Here is an 18,638-nt window from a genome sequence, read left to right as displayed (position 1 = left end):
CTTATTAATTACTTCCTCTGCATAGTTATCATCTTCTATATTTTTTGATTTTTAGCATGTTTCCAAAGAAAGTTGCTATTATATCTTCACTAAAGATAAATATTCCTAGCGCTCTCATTGAAAAAATCTGTTATATTTTTGTACTTTGTTATGTCAATACGATTTTGCCGTATAATCTTCTGAATAAAGATGGCATCGGTAAAGATCGTATTGATGATCTTTTCGCACCATAACGGAGTATTGCTGAAGTAATCCACTAGCTCATTCAGTTCATCAAAGTTAAAGTAAAGGATATACGTGACATAATTTTGCAGCAACATTCTGAAGCAGTGATCTCGATAAGGGCCTGAACGCTCAATAGTGAGACACTCCGCCATTACTTTAAAAATCTCTGATTTATTTTCTATGTTCTTATGTAACAAAAGATCAACATTATTGATAAGCTGTAGTAGATCCTCCAAACCTTCCTCCGGTGGCATGACCAGCTTGGATTTACCCTCGATTGTCCTTAACAGCTCCTCCGTTAAATTTTTGCATATATCGATTTCATCGGAGGATATACCTATCTGATCCATATAATTGCCGAGATGGTCTCGGTAGTAATCATGATATTTAGAAAGGTAGTGTCCTACTCTAATCCCTGTTCTAGTATGAACTAAGTCCTGCCCGCGGAATGAAAAGGAGTGGAGAGTTTCCTCGTTAACAGGATGCGTATAGAGATAGAAAAAGAAGAAAAAATCTCTAAGCTCGGCTTGCTGTTTTTCATTTAATGCGGTGACACTAGGCAATTGGGATAACTGAAAAAAAGAATAACCCTTCATGAAATCATTCATACCATTGTACGCATTAATCTTAATAATTGAGGTTGTCGCGTTAATCGTAAACAAAAGGTAGTAAAAGATTAACTCATCGTATACGTTTAACTGTGGAAAGTTCTTCGAAAGTACGGGATTCCAGTTAGGTTTTGCCGTGTAATTAGGGTCCCTCGGCTGTAATTCAGAGATCCATGCGCTGAATGTTTCGTCCTCGTAACCATTGAAGAATAGTTCCGAACTTTCATCTTCACATAATACATACTTAAAGCTGTCCGTTTGAACGGTTGTTAAATTTCTATTGAATTTTATATTTAAATAATCATCATACAGCGACTGAAGTTTCATCGGTCTGATCCCTCAATTCATTGGTGGTGTAGTTTAAAGCAATAATAAAAGAGCACGCAATTGAAATTATACATGAGTTAAGAGAAGAGTTTCTTATCATAACATGGCATAAAATATATTTCCTGCTTCGTTTTGAAAGAGATTCATTTTCACTCTCATAACTTCTAAAGCGAGTGATGGTCCCTTAAGTTTTGTATCTAAAGCGTTAGGGACTGATGTAAGTAGTGATTAAACGACTCAAACAATGTAAATAAAAAGTAAGATGGGCTTTGGGGAAGATATGTAGAATCAAAACCTTCATTATAGATGTTTTTCGCTTGAGATCGCTGTATGCGCATCTACGATTTGCTGATGATCATCTTCCTCATGCCACTGGTTCAGTTGTTCAATAAGTGTTTGTTTCATTTTACCCTCTACATAATCATTAGGAATAATGATCGTTCTTCAGGAAAATCATGGTCTTACATAAAGCCTAGCCATGTAATCCCACCGCCCGCAATGCTCAATACAGAACCGCTAGCGATGACCCACTTATGCTTAGTATCTAATTTTAGTCCCCCAATAAACTGGGGCAAAAGCCATTTAAATGCTATAAGAGAGAAGACTCCCTGAATAAACCCTAACAGCACCATCTTCTTAGCTTGAAATAAATCTAGTCGTGAGAATGCGAGTGTGCCCGCTGTTCGAATATTCGCATATGTAATGAACGAGAATATAATCAGGGTCAATAATGTGAATAGGATGGTCAGTACGAATTTGATCGTGTCCATCGAAAACCAATTGTTTTTGGAATTGGATTGTGGCAGTCCGATTAGGGAAAAAACAAGGCCTATAACAACACCACCACCCGTAAATATACAAAGAATGGTATTCACAGCAATTCCCGCTATGAGAAGTACAAAAGTCATTGCTTCCTCCCGCTTATTTGATAATTAAGATGTTACTGTTCTGAAAATATGAACATCATTAATAGATAATACCATTACATTTCCATATGTTACAATTACGTAGTGTTAAATATTGCAGACCATAATCTCGTCGTATTTTTGTATTTTATATAGGGAAGGTGAAGCAATTGCTAAGTAGTAACAATCAAAATAAGCTCGAACGAATTGTTCGCGAAAATCAGTTCGAACATGCGGTGCATTATTTGAAAGAGTCCGTACGTCAAGGTATTCGCTTGTCTAAGAAAAAGATCGAAACATACAATGAGATAGGCTCATCCCGTATAGGAGGCGACCCCGATCTTCCTGCCAGCGTAGAGTGGCCGGTGGATTCTGGTGGAACGCCCATGACATTTTTAGCCCAGCTTCGTTTAAGTGAATTGACACATCAAGATGAAGAAGCACTGCTGCCTGTGAAAGGCATATTGTACTTTTTCGTAGGAGTAGATGAACCTGCATATGGTATCGAGCACAAGGTGATCTATGTACCGGAGGACAAGCTTCAGGAAGCTAAACGTCTCCGTTCGCCTGAAGTGACTGCTCTTGAGAGGGAGTTTACAGGATACCGGGTAAGTGCTAGATCAACGATGGAACCTCCGAATTATGGCTATGTAGATTATGAAATGGTAGAAGACGATGAACATGAGTATGAACAATATGAAGAGCTATGCTTCGAGTTGAACGATGGGAACTCAAATGATCTGGCAGTAATGTTCGGTTATCCCTCAACCCAGCACGGAGACTGCGAATATGAAGCAGCTCTGCATCTGTTGACCGGCAAACAGTATAACTATTCAACGGATTCAGCATTGGAGCAGATTACTGATCATTTTAAAGGTGATTCCGATCGGGCTAAGCAGGAAGTGGGAGATACACTATTACTGCTCGCGTTGGATTCTGATCAGGAGGTCGGATTCTGCTGGTGGGACGCTGGAGAATTGCAGTTCTATATTCGAAAGGAAGATTTGCTTGCGGGGAACTTCGCAAACACGTATTGCTCCCTCTATTCGAGCTAATGCATTTATCTCTCTGCGAGTATAACCGGCAATGTTGGTGAGTTAGAGCAAATCACAGGATGAAGAGCCTGCCTTAGAAGCAGGCTCTTATCTGCGATTAGGCTTCTTTTAACTTAATGATGACTTCCTCTGCATACGAACTGGTAAACCGGATAACCCCGTCGTCCTGTACAATCCGTTCTTCCCTGATACGGGCATCAAGCCAATCGGTAATAAAAGAAGGAGCATATCCGCGTTGGCCAAATTCTCCGCCAAAAGCGATTATGTTCTGGTAGACTGCCAAATATTGCTCGCGGCTAGTGTTTGGATATGACTTCGTATATAACCAAAACTGCACATCATACATGACATACGATAATTCATCTGCATGAAAAGAAAAATGGCCCTTTTCTTCAACAATCCGTGTACATATGCTGCGGATTTTCTGTTCAACCTGTTCCACTTCTGTTACCCGCGAGCACAGCCTCTCCAGCAGCGGCGAAAATTTGCCATGCGCGACTTTATCCAGAGCTTCTTTTTTATCTTCTTCAGACGTATCATATTGTTCTTCATTCACCAAGCCTTTGATAAATTCTTCAAAATTATCAGCTAGAAAGGTAATCTCATAATCATCTTCTTGATCGACATGAATGACCTCAGGTTCGCCATCTTTGCCGCATGCTCGGTAGTCCAGCATGATGACATCATGCCCGGCTGAAGGACAATCACAAATCACTACGCCAATGTCAGGATATCCCCATTCCTCAATCATAAATTGGCTGCCCCCATCCCCGCACAGTGAGTAGCTTTTCTCGCGGCCAATCCCCATAATCCCTGTAATGGCAATATGATCCTCTGCCCAGGAAGTCGGTTCCTGTGTTGGAAAGTTAGTGTTCTTCGGTACACCGCCGTTTTGATGCTTCATCAGCTGAATATAAGAGGAGGGAAGCTTGTAACCAAGCTCTTGTTCAATTGAATTAATCAGTTCATCCGTAGGTGGCTCGGATTGATAATCTTCTTTTGCATACTCGCTGTCCTCCCAGAAATCAGCTAAAAATATATCAGAAAAAAGTGCTTTCTCCGTTACTGAACTGCTGTGTTCCAAGGAAGCTTTCTTCTTGGCAAGACGGAGTTCTTCTCTTTTCTGTTTCTCCGCCTTTTGAATACTATGACTTAAAAAATACTCCGTACTTTGATTATCGGGCTCTAATTGGTCAGATTTGCGGAAGGCCTCCACCGATTCCTCGTAGCGCTTTAAATAATAAAGAGCAAAGCCTACCCGATAATGCCAGAGAGGATCTTGTTTGCCGGCCTCTGAAATTTTATCAAATTGAGAGAGTCCTTCCTCGTAAAGCCCCAAATTATTATAGGCTCTAGCAAGACGACTAATCGCGTCATAGTCTAGTTCTTCATCGGGGATAGCTATCAGCAAATCTACAATTTTCTGATGCTCGTCTTCTTCATGCCACTTGTTCAGTTGCTCAAATAGTGTTTGATTCATTTCTACCTCCAAAAGGATTAGTAAGACACTAGCTTCATTCGTGCTTGGCAGCCTCTGCCTATAAAATAGTAATTACTATAATAGAGAATACTATAATTCTTTCATCATAAGAAACCAAAGAATGGCAAGTATTCTGAATATAGGCTTTTAGATATAGCTAGTAATGCGGGTGAAAAATTCAGATCAGCATGTAGGAGATATTTAGATACTGTACACCAGGTTCTTAAATATTCCGTCGTCACGACCTTAAGTCAATCTGCTAAAGCGAACGGCATGCCAGTTTATAAGAGAATTGGTATAATAAAGTAAATATACAAATTGAGGATCAGAGAAGCTGTCAGGCAGATGGCATTTATTATCATGGCGATTCCAAGGAGTATTTGAGGCGGAATTCGGAGATGGGGAGGGAGTTATGATGGAAGCTAAAGCAAAGAAGATATTAACAAGCACTTTTTGGTCAGCAAGCGGTTGGAAACAAGGCGGGCTGGCAAACTGCAGCGCAGAGGATTTTGAATATGCGAAGAACAAAGGACTTATGTTTGATCCTCTGACCATCACACACGATGAATGTATCAGCAGATTGCGGCAGATTCATGAACATGAAATAAACCAGGAGAAAGTCGTTAAAGCCTTTCTGCATAGTTTAACAACCCGGAAGGTCTACTTACGAAGCGCTTTATCAAGCTGGGCGTTGACCCATGAACTCTGTGTACATGCATACCATGCCAAACAAGCAGAGGAACCGATGTATAGTTCATGTGCTTATTGCAACAACAATCGTCTAATGTCTGATGAACAATACATCCATTATGATTTGAATGTCCTTCAATTCGAGAGAGTAAAATGGGGAGGCGTACGCCACAACAATCTCATCTATTGCTTAATGGATCTGGAAATGATAAGTAAAGAACCCGAGCTTGTCGTAACAAAAGATGACGTGCACATTCTGAAAGAAATGATACAAGCGATAAATGAGTGCGATAAGCAGGATGGAGCACGCGGTCTTGAGAAACGCTGGAAAGATGTATTTCCATCGAATAAGCATGAAAGAGATTCAGTACTTGAAATTTGGGGATATGCCGGGTTACTTGTAGCTGGAAGTGATTTCCGCAAAGAGAGGGGACGAGGCACAGATTATATGTCTGTAGCAACCTGGCGTGGAGAGGATAGTTATTCCCGTGAACGGATGGAATATTTATTCGGAACGTATCTTTAGCACAAAGAGGAGGAACAGGAATGGACGCAGCACAGGGTTTTTTAGATGATGTGTGGAACAAGCTGATGACAATATACAACAAAGAGAGCAAAAGAATAAATGAGTTCGTATCCCATCGTCCGCTTCAGGTAGGAGTAATGGATTATTTACAGGTCGCTTGGCGTGATGGGAAAATACATATTGATATTGATGAACCGTTTGATTGGACTGACAGCTCTTATAAAATCGAAGCAGGTCCTTATATTGCCGAGCTCACAGAAGAACGAATTAGAACTGAGCTTTATCCGGCATTACGCAAGGAAGTGGAGGAGCTTTTTTTATCGGATAAACTTGGTCCTCATTTTTTTGATTATCGATTCCAGATTGTTTTTTCGGTTGAAATGAAAGAAGAAGACATACATATTTGCGATCAGCTCGTAAATAATGTGAAGCTGAACCAGCTCCGCCAATCATTCCAGAATTTTATAACATCCAAAATTATGGCTGATCTTCCCGTGTTACCAAGTGTGGATGACCAATTTTTCTTTTCCCGTCATTTGGTAAACCCTGATCTAATCGAGCAGAAAGAAGATACGGTTGACCCTTTAATCGGGCGTTTATCTGCCAAGCTCTGCAGCAACAAAGAACGCTTGAGCGAATGGATTGGTCAATATACTTCGGCTATGGAGGATTGGATACAGAACGTTTATCTTCCTCGCTATTTTAACCGTGCAGACAGCTATGCGATAGAATGGATACCGAAAGAGGAAAGGGCCCTTATAAATCCGAATGCAGATCAACTTTCATTCTTTGTATATACTGCTCTGCAAATAGGAAAGAAAAGACCCGATACTCGTGAGCAATATTTGAAACTTGCAGTCCAGCTTGGCTCAAAACAGGCGGAAGATTATATCCGGCGGGGGAGCGGGAAATTCACCCCAGTGTACAAAGGGACCTATGCAGAAATTCATAATAATGATGTAACCCAGACCATTGAAGTCCGGATTTTGGCCGAGGAGGAGGCAGCTTATGGGGAAGTGTTGGATTACATGATCGAGTTGCTGCAAAAAGGATTTCCGAAAGAATATAGCTTGAAGCTGAAAAGCAAACAAAAGAGCTATCTTCCTCTAAAAAAGATGGCTAAATCGGGACTGCACCGTTTTTTTGCAGCGGCACTTACTTATCCCGCTCTTTATCCAAAATTAGCGGCATATGCGAACATCGCGATGGAACCCTATGCTTGGTACAAGGATACAGAACCGAGTGAAAAGTCGGTTATGCCTGGCACCTATGCGGTACTCGGACTAGGATTGTACAGCAAGGACTATTTCCCACTCATCTCTCGTTATATGCAGATGGTGGATACTGAGCATCAGATGATACAGGATGGCTATGCGGAAGTCTTTATTGATGTGCATGGCGTGGAGCCGGAGCTTATGTCGGTTTTGATGGACATTCTGCTTGCAGGGAATGAGGAAGCAAGACATGTAAAAAACTTCGTCATTGATCGCGTTGAGCTGGCAGAGACGCTTCTTCAAGAGCTGTCATCTAAAGAAATTTATGAACGGGAGCTTGTTCTATACCGGATATTCGGAAGCCTTGAAAAGCTGAAAAAGGCCGCAACGTCAAAACAAACAAAGCCGGAGCTTAAGCCTATGTATGCAAAGCTGCTGGCTCTTGTAAGTTGATTGCTGTTGAATCAATTCCGGCTAGTGACAAAAACTGTTTCATCCCGATAGGTCAGCAGGAATTTTTCGGTGAGAGAGGAGGAATGAATGATAACTCTATTAAAAGCCTCATTTGTTTATTTTGGTATTGAGGATGAGACAATATTAATTGGATTTGCAGACGATGAATTTGAGACGAAAGAATATGTGCTATTTCAAAAGTCATTATGTATTGAAGACATACCTATTTTAAATAATGTTCATATTACCTTTAATAGTGAAGATAGATCTGAGTACGGGGGAATAGTAAAGATCATCATTAGTCGGAAATTAATATCAATCTTTTTAACTAAAGAGACCGCAAGATCACTTGGCATAACTGATTCAATAGACATTGAATATGGCATAGACGAAAAAAGGTATCATACCTTAATAAGTCAGTTTAATAAGCTGAATGCAGATCAGGAGATCGTAATTGAGGTGAAGTAGTACTGTGCCCTTGGTTCGTAGATGCAATGACATTCTTTAAAAATCCCGTTGAATTGGAAGAACATAATGAAAGCAGCTATAGGATAAAAGGCGGAAAGAGAGGTTACCGTGATATACAAATTTACCGAAGTGCTGAATGACCTTATAGACTATTTTATTCTCGGGGATATTTTGCTGCTGGAAAGCTGGAAACAGTCCAACAGTCTTTCAGATAATTTAGCGATGGAATTTACAACAAACGAGAGCGGCGATAACGTTGTGCATGATGGGATCATACTTCCAATGGCAAGGATTGAAAACTATCCCTATACGATCATTTTCAATCTTTCTGGTGATACACCGGAATTGCTGAAAACAGATAGCCGTTTACAATTCAGACGTGGCGGCTATTCTCTGAAAGTTGAAAACAATATCTTCATGCTGTTTACTTGGCGGATACTAGAACAGTTCACGAGCGAAAGAGTCAATGCTTTACTTAATCATTACCAACAATACAAAAAGCCAATCATTGAAATTGAAAACGGCTGGTACAGCATAGAGATATTGGGTGGAGAAACGTTGCAGGATGCAGATTATGAACCTACATTTGAGTTTGTACTGCGAAAGGCAGAAAAGAAAGGGTCTGGGGGATTTGATATTAATTCAGATTTTAAGATTGAAAGTTCTACTTACTAAAATAGAAATTTACAAGCCTTCGCCGCTCTCCCTTTTACAGAGCCATCATTCATAATGGCAGCCAAATTTTTTACAACTACATATAGACGAATAAGACAGCAAAAAGCAACTTTTCATCTGACTGGAGTGACTGTTTTGAAATATATAAAAGATATTCAGGAACCGGAGATGGGGACCTGGTATTTTGAAATTGATAATGATGGTGTGGCATACAGACAGATCGTTTTTCATGATGACGGCACTTGTATCACATCGAATCGAAAGCATGATTTCTATCATTTCATGCTGGCAGAACATCCACTGGATGCGCAGGAATCCTATTATAAAGAGATCAGTCAGGCGGAGTTTGAGAAACTGTGGCACGAACAGCTTCAACTCGGTTTGGAAGACTGGCATCGAACTCAGCGTCTATTTCCTGTCGGAGCCCGGGTGGAAGGATATATAGAAGCTTTTTTCCCGCAAGGTACGCTGATTAACTTATTGGAACCTTATGCGGTAGGTATAACGGACACATCCGTTTTGAAATCCAAAACACCTGCTGAATGGATGTACCCGCGATATCAAGTGACCGCCGAAGTATCCGGATACGATGAAGTTAATCAATGGGTGCTTCTTACCCGTGCTGAAGTTATCGGAAGCCAGAAGTAACCGACGATATGATGGTGACGCTCTGTACAGCGGATGGGTTACTGGAAAATAAGAGAAGGTAATTCCCCGGCTAGTTTAGATGCCTGGTCGTGCTGTACAGCGGATGGGTTACTGGAAAATAAGAGAAGGTTACTATGACTGGTCAATGAGAGGAGTATTGATGGCCATAAGTTACCCTGATGATACCCAGCCTGAATACGGGCAGATGCCAATCTGTAGAAAAGATTGGGAAAAGTGAAGCTGGATACGTCGCTGCTTCGTGATATTCGCCATGAAATTAAATAAAAATAGCAGGGAGTAAAATAAAAAGTCGGAATTTCCAGTGAACGCCCTTTTTTCTATTATTCGAAACTATAAAAATGTTAACATGCTGTAATTTGCAGAAGAATTAGATTCGATATAAAATCAATAAAATTAACATATATGGTTAAAATAACCTGTTAAATAGAAATCATGGATAGGTATTCAGCGTAATATCTATTGAATAGCTATAGAAAATTCGATAAGTAATCAAAATACAATTTTGGGGAGGAGCGTTAGATTTGCTTCAACTAACAGCGTCATATATCGATTCACTTGCTCCGAATGCATCCGCGGCCAAAAATGGACGGGGACTGGTACAGAAGGACAAGTTAATTAAACTTTACGTATCTGAGGAAGAAGATTTATTATTCGGGGAATGCCTAGGCAGCGGCAAATCCAATTATGTCTGCTCTGTTGATTTTATCGCGCCGGACAATCCTGTCGCACGCTGCAACTGCCCGAGCCGGCAATTTCCATGCAAGCATGCACTTGGTTTAATGTACGCCTATGCAGATGGCTTGGACTTCAAGAAAAGTGCTGTGCCGGAGGACATTGTGTCTAAGCGGGATAAAGCAGAAAAACGGGAGGAAAGCAAGGCGAAACGAGAAAGCGGCGAACTGCCCGACAAGCCGAAGAAAGTCAACAAGAGTGCGCTTAAGAAGAAAATTGCCCGGCAGCTCGAAGCGCTGGATGAACTAGAGAAGCTGGTGCTATCGCTGGTGCGCGGGGGGCTGGGAACAACGGATACCCAGACTGTTAAGAGTCTAAACAAGCACGCCAAGTCGCTAGGCAGCAGCTATTTGACTGGAGCGGAAAATGAATTAAGACGGCTCGCCCTGCTTCTGGAAGGTCAAGACCGCGAAAGCAGTTATACATACGCGGCCGAACAGTTAACGCTGCTGCACGCTTTTATCAAGAAGGGCAGGATTTATTTGCAAGCCAAACAGGAAGACCCGGATCTAAAGCCAGATACAGAGTCGACGATTGAGGAATGGCTGGGACATGCCTGGCAATTGGCAGAATTAAAGGAGGCAGGACGGGTAACGGAGAATGTTGAGTTACTTCAACTAGCCTTCTATAGCTGCAGGGATGAAGCACGGCGTGAGTTCGTGGACACTGGATTCTGGCTTGAACTGGGTAGCGACCGGATCCACCGCACTGTGCAGTACCGGCCGTTCAAGGCGGTAAAGTTTATGAAGGAGGAAGACAGCTTCTTCGACGTTGCGAAAATTGCTGAGCTCTATCGGTATCCGGGCGGTATCAATGCCCGGGTACGCTTTGAAGGCATTTTACCTCGCAAGACGGAAAGCGCTGACTTGGAAGCAGCATGCGCTGCGGCTTGGCCTTCGATTCCTGAAGCGGTCAAGGTTGTTAAAAATCAGCTGAAAGACCCGCTTGCCGATCGTTCGCCGGTCGTGCTGCTAAAGGCATCCCGTATCGCTTCCACGGAAAATGGTGACTTCGTGCTTATGGACCCTGCGGGGAATTCACTGAGGCTCGGTGACGTATTTCGTCTGGCGCAGGGATCGACACAGCTTCTGTCACTGGTTGATTCATCGCTGATGGTCGATTGCTGCGTATTGGTGATGTTTGAGCACCGGATGGATGCAGGCCGGCTAATCGCCCAGCCGCTGACGATTCTTCAAGGGGGCAGGGTGGCACGGCTGCTGTACTAATCACCACCTGCCACCTAAGCCTTGTAATTAACGGAAAACGGGAAACCGGGAGGAGAAATGAATGAGCACGACTTTATTGCAGGAACTTCAAGGCGAACTGCGCCGACTATATATTGCAGGCAGTGACCTGGCGGCAGAAGATTTCCGCCTAAAAAGGCTAGAGCCGAAGCTGGCACAGCTAGGGGAGCGGGCACCAGTATTTAAAAGGCTGGCCGAAGGAGTGGCTGCGCTGGCAGGCCCTGCGGATCCGGAAGTGAGAGCTGTCCGGCTTCAAGATGTATCGTTGTTGTTAAATTCGGTGCTTTCGACGCAAGGAGTCACAGCAGCAGAAGGACAGGTTCGGAAAGAAAAGGAAAAAGATAGCGAAATGCCAGAGCTGATGACGATATACTCCTACCGTCAGTTGACGGAAGTACAGAACGCGTTGTCCGAATCTGGGGGAGGCCGGTATGAAATTGTAACGTCGGCGTATGAGCAGGGACTGTTTTGTGATTTACGGCTGTTCCCTTTTGCCATGAAGGCTCTCGGAGATTCCTATTCAGAGATCGCGGACTTTGCCGCACGGAACATTCTGCCGAGCTACGGCCGCGCCATTGTACCACACCTGCTGTCTGAGCTGGATATGCAGGGAGGGCGTGAAGAAGAACGGCGCCTGCAGGTCGTAAGAGAGCTGGGCGTCGATCCGGAAGATGACCGGTCACTGGAACTGCTTGTACGTGCAGCCGAAGAAGGGGCTGATAAGATACGATCTGCAGCAATCGCCTGCCTAGGTCCGTATCCGGGTTATGAGACACGGCTGCTGGAGTGGTCGCAAGACAAGAAAAAGGCGGTCCGGGAAGGTGCATACAGAGCATTAGCGGTCTGTAATTCGGAAGCGGCGCGACAGCGGCTGTACGATTCTTTCAAGGGAAAGAATGCTATGCTGGCGGCCGAAGCGATCGGCTATGCTCCGGCTACAGAAATGATCGACATGCTTCTGCCGCTTTTTGTGGAGCGGCTCCGGAAGGAAGGCGCAGGAGAAGAGGATAAGAAGGGTAAGGAAAAGCAATGGAACGAGCTGGAGCCTTTCCTAATCGCTTTCAAAAATGCCCATCATTCTAAACTGGGACAGCTGTATTTAGACCTTGCCGGAAACCCATCGGAATACCCCGCCTTGGGCCGACTCTCTGAATGGGAGCGTAGACGTGTTTTGATACAGGCTGCAGCTTACCTAGAGAATATGGATACGGACGAAGCGCTGGCTGTGCTTAAGCACCTGGAAGAACAGAACCCGATTTATTTGCAATACGCATTCCGAGCGACAAAGCGTAGACTGACGCCTGCTGAACTGTACGATCAGTACGTCGGTTCGGGCTGGGGACGCCTTAAAACTCTTGTAACGAAGAAGTCCCAAGAAACGCAGATGGCGCTGCTTGATACGCTTAAGGAAGAGCTGTATGTCTATAAAGGGTATATACGCAGCCGGCTGCCACAGGAAAGAATTGAAGTGGAATGGGATCGACGCTGGCTCGATTGGCTAATTGAGCGAGAAAATCTACAGCTAGTATCTGCACTGGCTGTACCCGGGAATCCGAAGCTGCTGCCTTATATTGAGCAAGCAGTGGAGAATGCGAACAATCATGATGGGCCGTATATTTTCGCTGCGCTTGATGCCGGCGGCTTCGATGTGGAAATAAAATATAATCTCCTCTTGAAATGGATGGAGAAAAAAGATTGGAAACGCACATACAGTATGTATTACGAGGAGAGCGAACGGCTGCTCCAAGCTCCTGACCATATGGCTGCAGAAAGCGCGGACCGTTTAGAGGCACTGCTTAAGGACATTAAGTATGACGGCCTGAAGGTAAATCTTGAAGAAATCATTCATACGCTTCGCCGCCGAGCTGCTTCGATATAATTCTATGAAAACTAAAATCGAGAGGAGAACTTGATATGTCCATAGCAAACAAGCAGTCGCAGGATGCCATGCGCCTTCCAGCGGAGCTGCTCTATTACGATGAAATTGAGGCACTGAAAAAGGAAGACAAGGGAGCGGTTCCTCCAGGTTGGCAGATGTCGCCCCGTGCCGTACTGAAGTATATTACTGGAGGCAAAGCCGGAAAGTTGGATATCACGCCAAAATACATCGGAAATAAACGGCTGGTTGAGATGGCCATCGCGACGCTCGTTACGGACCGCGCGCTGCTTCTGATTGGCGAGCCGGGCACGGCCAAATCGTGGTTGTCTGAGAATCTGTCGGCCGCGGTCTGCGGCAAATCAGGACTTGTCGTACAAGGCACGGCAGGCACGAGCGAAGAGCAGGTCCGTTATTCATGGAACTACGCCATGCTGCTCGCGAACGGCCCGACGCCGGAGGCATTGGTGCGCAGCCCGATTATGCGTGCAATGGAAGAAGGCAGCATCGCACGCTTCGAGGAAATTTCACGCTGCGCATCAGAGGTTCAAGATGCGTTGATCTCCATTTTATCCGAAAAGACCGTCTCGGTCCCCGAACTTGGCAGCGAGACAATTGCCCGCAAAGGTTTCTCCATCATCGCAACGGCGAACACAAGGGACCGCGGCGTTAACGAGATGTCCGCCGCTCTCAAAAGGCGATTTAATATCATTGTGCTGCCGTCTCCTTCCGATCTTGAGACGGAACTCTCCATCGTCAAAAAACGTGTAGGCGAGATTGCTGCTTCATATCAGCTGCAGTCAGCTCCTCCAGCGGACGAAGCACTGCTAAAAGTCGTGACTATCTTCCGAGAGTTGCGCAGCGGGATGACGCTCGACCGTAAGGAGAAACTGAAATCCCCGGGGGGCGTTATCTCCACTGCCGAAGCAATATCTCTTTTGACGAACAGCATGGCACTGGCAGCGAGCTTTGGAAGCGGTGAACTGACGGACGAAGATCTGGCCGCCGGTCTGCAGGGCGCAATCGTGAAGGATGATGATAAGGACAAATTAGTATGGAAGGAATATCTTAATAACGTTATGAAGAAACGGGGATCGGAGTGGCGCGGATTGTATCAGGCGTGTAGGGAGCTGAACGAGTGATGTTTGCCACGGAAGATATCCGGGTCCCTGTCTTTGGCGTTCGGCACCTCTCCCCTGGAGGTGCCCGCCATCTCTTGGAATATCTGAACCGCATCCGCCCAACGGCTGTTTTGATTGAAGGACCATCGGACGCAACGGACCGGATCGAAGATCTGATTCATCCGATGACCGTGCCGCCCGTGGCAGTGCTGGCCTTTACGGATGAAATGCCTGTGCGGACAGCGCTTTGGCCATTCGCTATTTATTCGCCGGAACTGCAGGCGATGCGATGGGCTTCCGAGAACGGCTCAGACTGCAAATTGATCGACCTGCCGTCAGGTGTGGCGATAACACTAGAGGATTTGCGGCGACGCAAAGAGGAAGGACGCCACCCACAAAAGAACATCGCATTAGAAGAGATGGCGAAAGAGGCGTCGTTAACTCAGAAATTGCCGGTGCCTGGACCGCAACAAAATTCTAGAACGTCTTCGATTGGAGGGGAGACCTTCTCATCGGAACCCTCGGTTTATGAACGGATTGCTGAACTGGCCGGCGAGCACGATTACGAAACCTACTGGGAACGTCATTTTGAGCATAATGCCAACACGGACGCTTACCGGGAGGCCATACTTGCCTACTCCGCTGAGATAAGGAGCCTTGGTGAAGAGCGAGAGCGAGCCGAGCAGCCGGAAGAGCATGCATATAACCAGGTACGTGAAGCTTATATGCGGCGGCAAATTATGAAAGTGATTGAATCGGGTCATGATCCGGCGAAGGTGGTTGTCGTTTGCGGCGCATACCATGCCGCTGCACTAGAATATCCTTCTATTGGCGCAATGAGCGATGAAGAGATGGCCACGATGCCTTCCCGCCGGACCAAGTTGACGCTGATGCCATATTCGTATTATCGGCTGTCCAGCCTTTCGGGCTACGGGGCGGGTAACGCTGCCCCGCACTACTACCAGATGATGTGGGAAGCGATGGAGAGCGGCCGGCCGGAGGAACTGTCAAGACTGTACCTTTCCAGTGCAGCCCGTCTGCTGCGGGCATCTGGCACTTACCGCTCCACCGCCGAGGTCATAGAAGCGGTGCGGTTAGCCGAAGGGCTCGCTTCACTGCACGGAGGTAGTGCGCCGACACTGATGGAGCTGCGAGACGCGGCGCAAACGCTGCTTGGCCGCGGCGAGCTGTCGGTGGTAGCCGAGGCATTGGCCCGCGTTGATGTCGGCACGGAAATCGGCTCCCTAGCCGAAGGGGTTAGCCAAACGCCGCTCCAGGATGACTTGAACCGCGAATTGAAGCGGCTCAAGCTGACCAAATACAAGACCGCCGTCGCAACGGATTTGTCCCTTGACCTGAGGGAAAATCGCCGGGTTTCGTCACAGGAATCCGCCTTTCTCGACCTGAACCGCTCTTTCCTGTTTCGTCGTCTGGAGCTTTTGGAGATCCCGTTTGTGAGCTCTCGTCCAGCTGGAGCAGACCGTGCTGTTTGGGCCGAGGACTGGGTTATTCAATGGACCCCAGAGGCCGAAATCAGGGTCATTGAGTCTACGCTGCTAGGCGAAACGATTGAGATTGCCAGCGCACATCGATTGAGAGAGAAGCTGGAAAACTGTACTTCCATTGCGGAGGCATCCGATTTGATCGGCGCCTCCGTCCGCTGCGGTATGACTGCCCAAATGGAGGATGGACGCCGTGTGCTGCAGTCTTTAGCGGCTGACAGTCGAGATGTGATTCAAATCGCAGCAGCTGCAGCCGAGCTGTCGCGTATCATTGCCTTCGGCGATATTCGCCGTGTGGATACTGTCGCACTTGTGCCGTTGCTGGAGCAGTTGTTCTACCGCGGCTGCCTGTACTTGACTGATGCAGCTAATTGTAATGATGAAGCGGCGTACAGTATGGTTGCTGCCATGAGTGATTTGAACCGTATTGCCCAGGAGCATGACGACATTGTCGACGTGCCGCTTTGGTTGGCTGGACTGAACGAGTTGTCCGAGCGGGACGATCGGAACCCGAAGCTTTCCGGCTTCGCCTGCGCTTTGCTGCTGGAACGAGGCGAGATGGATGCGAACCAGTGTGCTGCGGAAGTGTCGCGCCGACTGTCGCCGGGCATACCATCCGACCTTGGGGCAGGCTGGTTTGAAGGGCTCTCTATGCGCAACCGATACGCCCTGCTGTCTCGAATGAGCCTATGGGAGCAGTTAAACGATTACATCCTTTCGCTGGACGATGATCAATTCAGGCGGGCACTCGTATTTCTTCGCCGGGCATTCAGTTCTTTCTCGCCGCAAGAAAAAACGATGATTGCCGAAACACTGGGTGAGTTATGGGGCGTTCATGCGGAGCAGGTAGCTGAAATTTTGACCGGAGATCTGAAGGAGGAAGAGAACAAAATGGTTGATGAATTAAATGAATTTGATTTTGAGGATTTTTAAAATGACGGATCAAACGAACGGAAAACTGGAACACTCTGTATCTCGCTGGCGATTAATCTTAGGCGAAGCCGCACAGAGTAAGCTTGAAGAATTGACCGGAAGCGACGCAGTGCAGTTGACGGAAGAAGAAGCAATCATGGATGCCGCGCTGGCAGCTATATATGACGAGACGGACGACAGCTTGTCTAGCGGCACTTCTGGACGGAGCGTAGGAAACGTCTCCGGCCGCGGTGCGGGTGGAGGAAGAGGAGCGGTAAACCTGTCCCGCTGGCTCGGTGATGTACGTAGCCTGTTTGCGGAGGATGTTGTCTCTATCATCCAGAACGATGCGATTGAGCGCAAGGGATGGAAGCAGCTTCTATTCGAGCCGGAACTATTGGCATCGGTAAAGCCGGATATCCAGATGGTCGGTATGTTGATGGCGCTCAAGGGTAAAATTCCCGAGAAGACGAAAGAGACCGCCCGCCTCCTCGTCAAGGCTGTTGTTGACGACCTGATGGCTCGCTTAAAGGAAGACATGCAACGTGCCGTGATCGGGGCGCTGAACAAACGGCAGCATACACCGTTGCCTTCGCTCAGCGGACTGGACTGGAAGCGGACAATCCAACGTAATCTGAAGCATTATGATCGGGAGCGGGACATTCTTATTCCTGAAAAATTCTATTATTTCGACCGGGCACGGCGCAATAAGGAATGGACTGTTATTCTCGACATCGACCAAAGTGGATCGATGGCAGAGTCGGTCATCTGGGCGTCGGTAACGGGCGCGGTCTTTGCCAGCATGCCGGCGCTGAATACCCGTGTCGTTGTGTTTGACACAGAGGTCGTTGATCTTACGGAGCAGTGCGCGGATGATCCAGTCGACATGCTGTTCGGTGTTCAACTCGGTGGGGGAACGGACATTAACAAGTCAGTTGCGTACTGTGAGTCGTTTATCGAAGAACCGAAAAAGACACTCTTTATTCTCGTAACCGACCTATACGAAGGCGGCAACCGATCAGCACTGGTACGCCGCATGCGAGAAATGCGGGAATCGGGCGTACAGACACTGTGCCTTCTGTCGTTGTCGGACAGCGGGCGTCCATTTTATGATGAACAGCTGGCTAGACAACTTTCTCGCGACGGTACGCCTTGCTTCGCCTGTACGCCAGGCATGCTGCCGGAGCTCGTGGCAGGCTCACTGCAGGGCCGTGATTTGAATGAACTAGTGAACGGGCTGAACATACAGCCATGACGAAATGAGTTCAATAAGTAGAATATGGATATCCAAGTACTTTAACTATCTTTGAGACTATTGAATGGTAAAGAGAGGCTCTTCTGAATTTGGAAGGGCTCTTTTTTCTAAAACTTAGGCTTTCTGATAAGACAGGCTATGAAAGGCCTTGCCTCCTAATAAACAGGATACAAGCCCCGAGTTAAAGCAAACCATTGATATCCCTTACTTTTTCCGTCAAGTTCCGCAAGTTTCCAAATTCTGCAATAGGATTTTAACCGGAGTTCTGTTAAGGGGATTCGCCTCCTTAACATTTGGCCCGACAGCAGGAAGGATAAATACTGCCCGCATCGCTGGCTTATAAGGAGCTAACCGATATCGACCGAGTTATGGTCATACAGCTTCAAATGGCGCATTATAATTTCAAGTGTGCCAAAGCCTGCTTCGTGTATAACCGAATCTCTCACCATCTACTTTAGCGGGAAGAACTAACAACGTTTAATAAGGCCGAGTTTACAGAACGTGAAGGTGTATTATGCCTATAAAGGTATTCTAATTCCAAAAGCAAGTACGATTCTCCTTAAAGAAAGAACTGATCAAACGATTTGGCTATTATCATGAGAACTTCGTTATGAAAAACAGTTGAGAATAGCCTGGTATAATTATTTTTAATGGGATTCAAACAATAGACTTTTAATTAGAATTTCTATAGGAAGGAGTAA

At 46.0% G+C, this 18,638-nt stretch carries 15 protein-coding genes; 12 read left to right on the top strand and 3 right to left on the bottom strand.

Annotated elements, in window-relative coordinates:
- Positions 1-89: 89 nt before the first annotated feature.
- Complete coding sequence (locus BOD01S_RS02695) at positions 90-1,160, bottom strand: hypothetical protein (protein WP_036155367.1); 1,071 nt, start codon at positions 1,158-1,160, stop codon at positions 90-92.
- A gap of 461 nt (positions 1,161-1,621) precedes the next feature.
- A complete protein-coding gene (locus BOD01S_RS02690) occupies positions 1,622-2,068 on the bottom strand; it encodes a hypothetical protein (protein ID WP_036155365.1) in 447 nt (148 codons plus the stop codon).
- A gap of 167 nt (positions 2,069-2,235) precedes the next feature.
- On the opposite strand from BOD01S_RS02690, the gene BOD01S_RS02685 reads away from it, so the two are divergent.
- On the top strand, positions 2,236-3,120 hold the full coding sequence (locus BOD01S_RS02685; RefSeq protein ID WP_036155363.1) for a YwqG family protein: 885 nt from the start codon (positions 2,236-2,238) through the stop codon (positions 3,118-3,120).
- Positions 3,121-3,217: 97 nt separating this feature from the next.
- On the opposite strand, the gene BOD01S_RS02680 is transcribed toward BOD01S_RS02685, so the two are convergent.
- The gene (locus BOD01S_RS02680) at positions 3,218-4,600 is read right to left on the bottom strand and encodes an SMI1/KNR4 family protein (RefSeq protein WP_036155361.1); all 1,383 of its coding nucleotides are present in this window, start codon (positions 4,598-4,600) and stop codon (positions 3,218-3,220) included.
- 415 nt (positions 4,601-5,015) lie between these two features.
- On the opposite strand from BOD01S_RS02680, the gene BOD01S_RS02675 reads away from it, so the two are divergent.
- From BOD01S_RS02675 to BOD01S_RS02630, 11 genes are all read left to right on the top strand, one after another.
- Positions 5,016-5,816: a hypothetical protein gene (locus BOD01S_RS02675; protein ID WP_036155358.1), complete on the top strand. Its 801-nt coding sequence runs from the start codon at positions 5,016-5,018 to the stop codon at positions 5,814-5,816.
- A gap of 20 nt (positions 5,817-5,836) precedes the next feature.
- On the top strand, positions 5,837-7,483 hold the full coding sequence (locus BOD01S_RS02670) for a DUF6138 family protein (protein ID WP_036155356.1): 1,647 nt from the start codon (positions 5,837-5,839) through the stop codon (positions 7,481-7,483).
- Positions 7,484-7,570: 87 nt separating this feature from the next.
- Positions 7,571-7,951: an Imm10 family immunity protein gene (locus BOD01S_RS02665; RefSeq protein WP_052124879.1), complete on the top strand. Its 381-nt coding sequence runs from the start codon at positions 7,571-7,573 to the stop codon at positions 7,949-7,951.
- Between the two features lie 108 nt (positions 7,952-8,059).
- Positions 8,060-8,626: a hypothetical protein gene (locus tag BOD01S_RS02660; RefSeq protein WP_036155354.1), complete on the top strand. Its 567-nt coding sequence runs from the start codon at positions 8,060-8,062 to the stop codon at positions 8,624-8,626.
- A gap of 126 nt (positions 8,627-8,752) precedes the next feature.
- Positions 8,753-9,274 (top strand): hypothetical protein, encoded by a 522-nt coding sequence (locus BOD01S_RS02655; RefSeq protein WP_244887231.1) that lies wholly within the window; start codon positions 8,753-8,755, stop codon positions 9,272-9,274.
- 79 nt (positions 9,275-9,353) lie between these two features.
- Positions 9,354-9,512 (top strand): hypothetical protein, encoded by a 159-nt coding sequence (locus BOD01S_RS23175; RefSeq protein WP_156117040.1) that lies wholly within the window; start codon positions 9,354-9,356, stop codon positions 9,510-9,512.
- A 304-nt stretch (positions 9,513-9,816) separates the two neighbouring features.
- A complete protein-coding gene (locus BOD01S_RS02650) occupies positions 9,817-11,253 on the top strand; it encodes an SWIM zinc finger family protein (protein WP_036155350.1) in 1,437 nt (478 codons plus the stop codon).
- 61 nt (positions 11,254-11,314) lie between these two features.
- The gene (locus BOD01S_RS02645; protein ID WP_052124878.1) at positions 11,315-13,150 is read left to right on the top strand and encodes a HEAT repeat domain-containing protein; all 1,836 of its coding nucleotides are present in this window, start codon (positions 11,315-11,317) and stop codon (positions 13,148-13,150) included.
- A gap of 35 nt (positions 13,151-13,185) precedes the next feature.
- Complete coding sequence (locus BOD01S_RS02640; protein WP_036155348.1) at positions 13,186-14,289, top strand: AAA family ATPase; 1,104 nt, start codon at positions 13,186-13,188, stop codon at positions 14,287-14,289.
- Complete coding sequence (locus BOD01S_RS02635) at positions 14,289-16,703, top strand: DUF5682 family protein (RefSeq protein WP_036155346.1); 2,415 nt, start codon at positions 14,289-14,291, stop codon at positions 16,701-16,703. Before BOD01S_RS02640 ends, BOD01S_RS02635 begins: the two co-directional genes overlap by 1 nt.
- Entirely contained in the window at positions 16,678-17,937 is a 1,260-nt protein-coding gene (locus tag BOD01S_RS02630; protein ID WP_052124877.1) for a VWA domain-containing protein, read from the top strand. The genes BOD01S_RS02635 and BOD01S_RS02630 overlap by 26 nt, the downstream gene beginning before the upstream one ends.
- The last annotated feature ends 701 nt before the right edge of the window (positions 17,938-18,638 follow it).

The sequence above is a fragment of the Lysinibacillus odysseyi 34hs-1 = NBRC 100172 genome (genome assembly GCF_001591965.1).
Classification (GTDB): Bacteria; Bacillota; Bacilli; order Bacillales_A; family Planococcaceae; genus Lysinibacillus_B; species Lysinibacillus_B odysseyi.
Note: the sequence above shows the minus strand (reverse complement) of the source record. Positions and strands in the feature narration are given on the sequence as shown.

Coding starts and splice junctions, on each gene's coding strand:
- BOD01S_RS02695 (WP_036155367.1), bottom strand. CDS start 1,160: ATGAAACTTCAGTCGCTGTATGATGATTATTTAAATATAAAATTCAAT.
- BOD01S_RS02690 (WP_036155365.1), bottom strand. CDS start 2,068: ATGACTTTTGTACTTCTCATAGCGGGAATTGCTGTGAATACCATTCTT.
- BOD01S_RS02680 (WP_036155361.1), bottom strand. CDS start 4,600: ATGAATCAAACACTATTTGAGCAACTGAACAAGTGGCATGAAGAAGAC.
- BOD01S_RS02675 (WP_036155358.1), top strand. CDS start 5,016: ATGGAAGCTAAAGCAAAGAAGATATTAACAAGCACTTTTTGGTCAGCA.
- BOD01S_RS02670 (WP_036155356.1), top strand. CDS start 5,837: ATGGACGCAGCACAGGGTTTTTTAGATGATGTGTGGAACAAGCTGATG.
- BOD01S_RS02665 (WP_052124879.1), top strand. CDS start 7,571: ATGATAACTCTATTAAAAGCCTCATTTGTTTATTTTGGTATTGAGGAT.
- BOD01S_RS23175 (WP_156117040.1), top strand. CDS start 9,354: ATGCCTGGTCGTGCTGTACAGCGGATGGGTTACTGGAAAATAAGAGAA.
- BOD01S_RS02645 (WP_052124878.1), top strand. CDS start 11,315: ATGAGCACGACTTTATTGCAGGAACTTCAAGGCGAACTGCGCCGACTA.
- BOD01S_RS02640 (WP_036155348.1), top strand. CDS start 13,186: ATGTCCATAGCAAACAAGCAGTCGCAGGATGCCATGCGCCTTCCAGCG.
- BOD01S_RS02635 (WP_036155346.1), top strand. CDS start 14,289: ATGTTTGCCACGGAAGATATCCGGGTCCCTGTCTTTGGCGTTCGGCAC.
- BOD01S_RS02630 (WP_052124877.1), top strand. CDS start 16,678: ATGAATTTGATTTTGAGGATTTTTAAAATGACGGATCAAACGAACGGA.